This is a genomic window from Methylobacterium nigriterrae (genome assembly GCF_037106235.1).
In the GTDB taxonomy this organism is placed as follows: domain Bacteria; phylum Pseudomonadota; class Alphaproteobacteria; order Rhizobiales; family Beijerinckiaceae; genus Methylobacterium; species Methylobacterium nigriterrae.
In genome coordinates, this window is sequence record NZ_JBAWTG010000187.1 from 1 (window position 1) to 6,620 (window position 6,620).

General features: G+C 63.4%; 4 protein-coding genes and 1 pseudogene. 3 read left to right on the forward strand and 2 right to left on the reverse strand.

The window, feature by feature from the left end; genetic code table 11:
• Nucleotides 1-187: pseudogene (locus tag WDW90_RS33510) on the reverse strand (cyclic nucleotide-binding domain-containing protein); the annotation flags it as partial.
• 399 nt (nucleotides 188-586) lie between these two features.
• On the opposite strand from WDW90_RS33510, the gene WDW90_RS33515 reads away from it, so the two are divergent.
• Nucleotides 587-871 (forward strand): hypothetical protein, encoded by a 285-nt coding sequence (locus tag WDW90_RS33515; protein ID WP_336491993.1) that lies wholly within the window; start codon nucleotides 587-589, stop codon nucleotides 869-871.
• Nucleotides 872-1,134: 263 nt separating this feature from the next.
• Complete coding sequence (locus WDW90_RS33520; RefSeq protein WP_336491996.1) at nucleotides 1,135-2,280, forward strand: TIGR03118 family protein; 1,146 nt, start codon at nucleotides 1,135-1,137, stop codon at nucleotides 2,278-2,280.
• A gap of 309 nt (nucleotides 2,281-2,589) precedes the next feature.
• Here the strand turns inward: WDW90_RS33520 and WDW90_RS33525 are convergent, their stop codons facing one another.
• Entirely contained in the window at nucleotides 2,590-4,167 is a 1,578-nt protein-coding gene (locus tag WDW90_RS33525; protein WP_336491997.1) for a hypothetical protein, read from the reverse strand.
• 1,324 nt (nucleotides 4,168-5,491) lie between these two features.
• On the opposite strand from WDW90_RS33525, the gene WDW90_RS33530 reads away from it, so the two are divergent.
• A complete protein-coding gene (locus tag WDW90_RS33530; protein ID WP_336491999.1) occupies nucleotides 5,492-5,749 on the forward strand; it encodes a DUF6894 family protein in 258 nt (85 codons plus the stop codon).
• Nucleotides 5,750-6,620 lie beyond the last annotated feature (871 nt).

Below are 6,620 nucleotides of genomic sequence, written 5' to 3' on the forward strand. Positions count from 1 at the left end.
GAAGCGTCTTGTAGCGGCCCGCGATGCCGCCCATCACGAGGCAGACGCGATCGGCGCCGTCGTCCGGCACGATGTCGTGGCGGGCCGGGACGGGGCGGCAGATGAGGGTGAGCGCCTCCAGCGCGGCCCGCTCCGCGTCCGAGAGGACGGCGCCATGCTCGATCTTCCGAAGGAAGGGGTTGCTCAAATCAAGATGCTTCCAGCTTCGACGAGGAATGTAGGCGTCACCACGCTTTTTGGCATCCCGGAAATGAGTACTGTCTTATGGCCGAGCTTCTTATGGACAAAATTCTGGCCGAGCGATGAGTCTGCTAAGTTGATTTATAAGCCAAAAATAATATCAGATTAGGAACAAAATTATACGAAATAATAACACAATCGAACAGAGATGCGGCCATCGAGGGCGGTGCCATTATCGTACTGTACTCTACTGACATCATGTTGGCTCTACGGATCTGAATTGAGCCGCAGCGGCCAGAGCAGCAGGGAGGCGGCTGAGTTCACTCCGCAAGGTGCGTCGACACGCGAGCCGACACTCGTGATAACTGTGCTCAGGAATTCGTTTACTCACCCTGAGAGGACCCCTATGACGGCATCGAAAAACAGGGAGGCGGCCGCGCTGAGGTATCTTGGCTCAGGCGATGAGCAGATGGAGGTCCTGCTCGCAGGGATCGGCCCCAAAACCTTTGCCGACATGGCTGCGAAGGGCTGGATCACGCGCAGAACCGACAAATGGGGCCGGCGCCTATGCCAGATCAGGCCGGCCGGGCAGGAGATCTGCAAGGCTGCGAGGGGCGCGACCGAGAGCAGGTGGCGCAAGGACGGCGAGGGCTGTTCGCGGACTGGGCGTTATGGATCCTTGAAGAAGTGAGGCCCGACAGGATCGAGCACCCGCACTCCGCTCGCTGATTGAGTGTTTTGGTGCCCAGCCTAACCGCCTGCCGCGCCTGTACAGTACGCCACAAACCATGCCCGGCAGCGGTAACAAAAGCGTTTTGGTCCGCCGCGGGCCCGTGACAGGCTCGCCCGGCTGATCCAAGACGTCGCCGGCCGCGAAGCCTCGGCGAACTTTGTTCTGAGCCGGCACCCCTTTGGCAGCTCAGCGGGGGCTACTCCAGTCCATGGAGGATGGCCATGAGCGCCTCAGCTTACGCGCACCACGACGCCGGGCATCTGCATCATCGGCATCACGACGACCATCACAAGCAAGACGACAACAGCTTCACCCAGACCAACCTGGTGTCTTCGGATTCCTCAATTCCCGCCGAGTTCACCGATCCCAACCTGATCAATCCGTGGGGCGTCTCGCACGGCCCGGGAGGACCGCTCTGGGTATCGGACAACGGCACCGGGGTGACCACCGTCTACGATGGCGCCGGCAACCTGGTCCCGATCGGCGGGCTTCCGGCCATCACGGTGGCCGCGCCTCCTGGCTCAACGGATCATGCCGCCCCGACCGGGCAGGTCTTCAACGACAGCGGAAGCGGTTTCACGATCTCCGAGAACGGCCACACCGGATCCTCGACGTTCATCTTCGCGACGGAGGACGGGACGATCTCCGGCTGGAATTCCTCGGTCGATCCCACAAGCTCCGTCCTGGCCGTCGACAACTCCGCGTCGGGCGCCGTCTACAAGGGGCTAGCGCTCGAGCATCAAGGCTCCGACAGCTTCCTGTTCGCGGCCAATTTCCATGCCGGTACCGTCGACGTCTTCGACAGCCAGTTTCATCAGGTCAACAGCTTCACCGACAAGTGTCTGCCGGCCGGCTACGCGCCCTTCAACACGCAGGTCCTCGACGGCCACCTGTTCGTCACCTTCGCTCTGCAGGATGCGGACAAGCACGACGACGTGGCCGGCCCCGGCAACGGCTTCGTCGACGAGTTCGACTTCTCCGGACACCTGCTGCACCGGGTCGCCTCGGGCGGGCCGCTGAACTCACCCTGGGGGCTGGCCATCGCGCCCTCGGATTTCGGGAAATTCTCCGGCGACCTCCTGGTCGGCAATTTCGGGGACGGCACGATCAACGTCTACGACCCGCACGGCTTCCACTTCCTGGGCAAGCTCGACGATGCTGCGGGCAACCCGATCACAATCGGCGACCTCTGGGCGCTCGAGCCCGGCACCGGGGTTCGGAATGGCGATCCGCACAGCATCTACTTCACGGCGGGCGTGGCGAACGAGGCGCAGGGCCTGTTCGGCAGCCTGACGGCGAGCCCGGAACCGGACCATTCGGGGCACCACGCCATGGCGAACGCCGGTTACCTCATCCCACCCGCCTGAGCCTGTAAGCTGCGCCCTGCAGGGGCCCCGGCCGCCGCTGCGACGAACGGAACGGGTCGTGCGCGGCACAAGCGGCATTGTAGGGCGCAACCGCCCGCCGTGCGGCGAGGGCAGGCGATCACTGCCCCTTCGCCGCGGCGATCCCCTGGCTCTCAGCAATCTCTTTCTCTTTCACGCGCGAGACGATCAGGGGATCAGCGTTCCAATAGGGCTTGCTCCATCGGAACTGAGCCGAGCATTCCCGTCTCTGAAGCGGCTCGCTGTCTGGGCGTTATGGAGCGCATCCCACCCAGGGTCTGATTGCGACGCCTAAATGTGCCAGAGCACGATGTCGGTCTGCCCGTTGCTTACGTGACTAGTTCCGTCCAGGTTCGCGGCGTGAGTGGCGAATACGACAGAGTGCCCGTCCGCCGAGATCGCGGGGTTGAAGCTGCCGCCCTTGGCATCATTGGTGATGTTGGTGATGGTCTTCGCCACCGCGTCGTACACGAAGATGTCCCAGGTAGCGCCATTCAGGTCGGTCTGCCCCGGCACCAGGTTCGTGGCGTTGCTGCTGAATGCCACGTAATGTCCGTCCGCCGAGATCGCGGGGGCGGAGCTGTAGCCGTTTGCGCCGTTGGTGATGTTGGTGGTGGTCTTCGCCACCGCATCGTACACGAAGATGTCCTGGGTAGCACCGTTCAGGTCGGTCTGGCCCGGCACCAGGTTCGTGGCGTCGCTGAAGAACGTCACAGAGTGTCCGTCCGCCGAGATCGCGGGGTCGCGGCTCTCGCCGTTTGCACCGTTGGTGATGTTGGTGGTGGTCTTCGCCACCGCGTCGTACACGAAGATATCCGAGCCAGAGCCATTCAGGTCGGTCTGCCCCGGCACCAGGTTCATGGCATTGCTGAAGAACGTCACAGAGTGCCCGTCCGCCGAGATCGCGGGCTGGAAGTTGCCGCCGTTTGCACCGTTGGTGATGTTGGTGGTGGTCTTCGCCACCGCGTCGTACAGGAAGATGTCCAGGACAGAACCGTTCAGGTCGGTCTGGCCCGGCACCAGGTTCGTGGCGGTGCTCCAGAACGTCACAGAATGCCCATCCGCCGAGATCGCGGGGTCGGCGGAGCCGAGGCCGTGGAGGCCGCCCTCGGCATCGTTGGTGATGTTGGTGGTGGTCTTCGCCACCGCATCGTACACGAAGATGTCCAGGACAGAACCGTTCAGGTCGGTCTGGCCCGGCACCAGGTTCGTGGCGTCGCTGAAGAACGTCACAGAGTGCCCGTCCGCCGAGATCGCGGGGTTGAAGCTGCCGCCCTTGGCATCATTGGTGATGTTGGTGGTGGTCTTCGCCACCGCGTCGTACACGAAGATATCCGAGCCAGAGCCATTCAGGTCGGTCTGCCCCGGCACCAGGTTCGTGGCGCGGCTGCTGAACGCCACAAAGTGCCCGTCGCCCGAGATCGCGGGGTCGACGCTGGAGCCATTGGACGGATCGCTGACACCGGTCAGATAGGTGAAGGTCGGTGTCGGGCTGATCTTGGCATCGATCAGCAGGTCCGCGTTGGCGGCTAGGGTGTGGCTGGCGCCCGGCGCAAACAGCGTCGGCTTGCCTAAGGGGCTGGTGACGGAGCCGGTGCTGCCTGGGGCGTAGCCAATCACGTCGAGATCGGCGGCATAGTCGCCGGGCTGGACCACATAGGTGAACAGCAGCTCAGTGTGGTTGTGGCCATACCCGCTGAAATCCGCGGTCCCACCCGAGTTCAGGCTGAGTTCGGGCGTGCCGGACACCTTTATGGCGGAGTGGTAGTCGACCGCGAGGGTGATGGTGTCGCCGGCGGCGTAGGTGCCGTTCGGGGTCAGTGATTTAACCTGATCGACGGAGACGGCAGAGCGCGAGTTTGTGGCCATGACCCAGCTCCGGATGGGGTGTGATCCCTCTGATGAGGGAACACGAAGCGTATAGGCCGTCAATGTGGAAGCTGAGTTGCGTACATTTCCAAACTTGTCTCGCGCGGATTAGCTAATATCCAGAGCCTATGCTCTGACACACTGGCTCGGATCGCCGTCTGACCATAGCCTCGGCCCTCTACCAACATCCACGTGCCGGTCCTGTCGGTTGGGCCGTCGTTCCAATAGGGCTTGCCCTAATGGACCGTTCCAGGCTCACCGAGAGCCCGTTCCAGACGGGTGCTTATGCGATTTGGAACGGGCGTGCGCGGCCCGTCAAAGAGCCTCCTGGAACGAGCATGCGCTCGGCGCCGAGCTCCTGCTGTCACGGAAGGGTATACCGATCCGAGACACCCGCCGTGAGACACTTTCTGCGTCCCGCATCAGTCGGTTTCAGGCTTCTGAGACACCTCTGGACGCGGCCCGCGATCCTTATGAGACAATTGCGGGGCGCAGCCGACGCTTTCCTGAAGAACAGGCTGCCTCCTGAGAGGCTACCAATTCAGTCCGGCGCGCATTGCTATGGCTGCTTCTCGGGCGGTTTACAGCAGATGCAGGCACGCCCTTGGTCATCGTCCATAAAGCGGACTCCCAAGCGCTCAAGCGCGGATTTCAGCTTCTCTGCCGTGTCTAAGCCCAACAGCTCATTACGGACTTGCAGAGGGAACACGATAACATCATGCCGTCGCTCACCGCCCTCGCACAGCGCGGCGGGGGCAGCTCCGACGGTTGGCTCCATGCATTCGAGGCTGCGGCCCTCCGCGTGAACCGGCACCTTCACCGAAACACCCACGAACTCATGCCGGCCGCCCGCGAGCGGCTGTCTCAGGATCAACTCCACCAGGCGGCCCGTACCTTCATCCGTACGAAGGCGAGAGCGCTCCGAGTCGGGCAGAGGAGCACGATGGGCGGTCTGCCGTCCGGCGAGGTTGGGCTGATCTTCACCGTCTGCGCGGTCGCGGCCGGTCTCGGTTATCTCGCCTGGCAGTCTCGACTGTTCGGGAGGGTCGGGGTTGCGCCGGGAGGTTAAACGAGCTTCTCGCGTCGCATCGAGCGGCCTGAGACCACCGACCCGGCGGGTCCGGGCGCTGCAAGAGGCGATCCTCAGGCTGTCCAGGGGTCGATCTGGTAAACCGCTAATCCTTTTGCGCCAGGCGGCCGTGCCGCGAGCCACCGAAAAAGGCGTTTACAGCGGCGCCTACACCCTCGCTTCATGCAAAAGCAGGCAGGGTCGTCCTCTCGTGCCCTTCCATTCGGCCTGTAGATCTCAGGACGGGGGCGGGTCATGCCGCAGCGCTTTCATTTCAGGCTGGTCAGCCCCGAAGAGGCGATTGAGGATCCAATCGGGGCCGAGGCGGAGGACGTTGAGGAAGCGCAGGCTGAAGCGATGGCAGCCCTTGAGGAGTTGCGCGCGCAGGGCGAGCTGCCGGAGGCCGGCGGCTGGCATCTCGAAATCCGAAGTGCGTCAGGAGTCTTGCTGCGCTCGATCCAATTTCCGCGCCGGGATCTTCCGCAGGATCCCTCGGACATGGGCGCGGACTGAGCGCAGCTCTACCTCAGCGGGCTCATGCCGTGGCGCAGTAACTAGCTCAGTGGAGAGAAGAACGTCGCGGAGCTGGGATTGGCCGACGCACAACATCGCCGTTGCCTCCGAAGCTGGGCGACCCGAAAACGTATGTGTAAGCCGAAAGTAGCGTTTGCAATTTGCTGAGCAATTGTATTGATCGTACCCACTAACCAAAATTAATTATGTCGTCTGCCTCGGAAAGGGAAGCCTTGCGCGTCGGCCCACACGAGGACTGCACATTCGCATAAGAGCAGGGAGCCTCGTGCGCGGCCGTACGCGCCCTCGGCAGGGAAGAAGTCGTTCACGCTTCGCGCCGACGGTAGCCTCACCCGCTCCGAACTGCTCCGAAGTTGGCGGGCTGGCCTCACCGGCTTTCAGATCCGGCCGGTGGGGCCTTCCTCGCCTCCCCTCCGACAGAGCTCACTCCGCCCATCTGCCCCGCCTGCACCGTTTCGTGAGCGGCCTCACGAAGGGGTAACGGCTTCGCGCGCATGGTTCGCACTGGATGGAGCGGGAACCATGTCTCGCCGTGCCCTTGCCCTGCTGGCGCTCCTCTTCGTCACCGATGCCATGGCGGTGCACGGGCGCGGACCACGGCCGCTGTCAGTCACCCGTCCGGATGTAAGCGAAGCAGCCCGGCTGCACCGTCAGTACGTCCTTCCGCTGAACTGATGGGAGTCCCGGGCGCGCCTTCTGCTCTCGGCCGTTACGCGCCATCATCCGAGCGGGTGAGGCCGCCTCCCTCGCTCAAAGGATGCCTCACTCCGCTTCCGAGACGAACAGGTACGTCGCAGCCGGGTGGGCCGCCGCGCTGGCCCGATGGGTCACGCTCTCGACCCGGAAATGC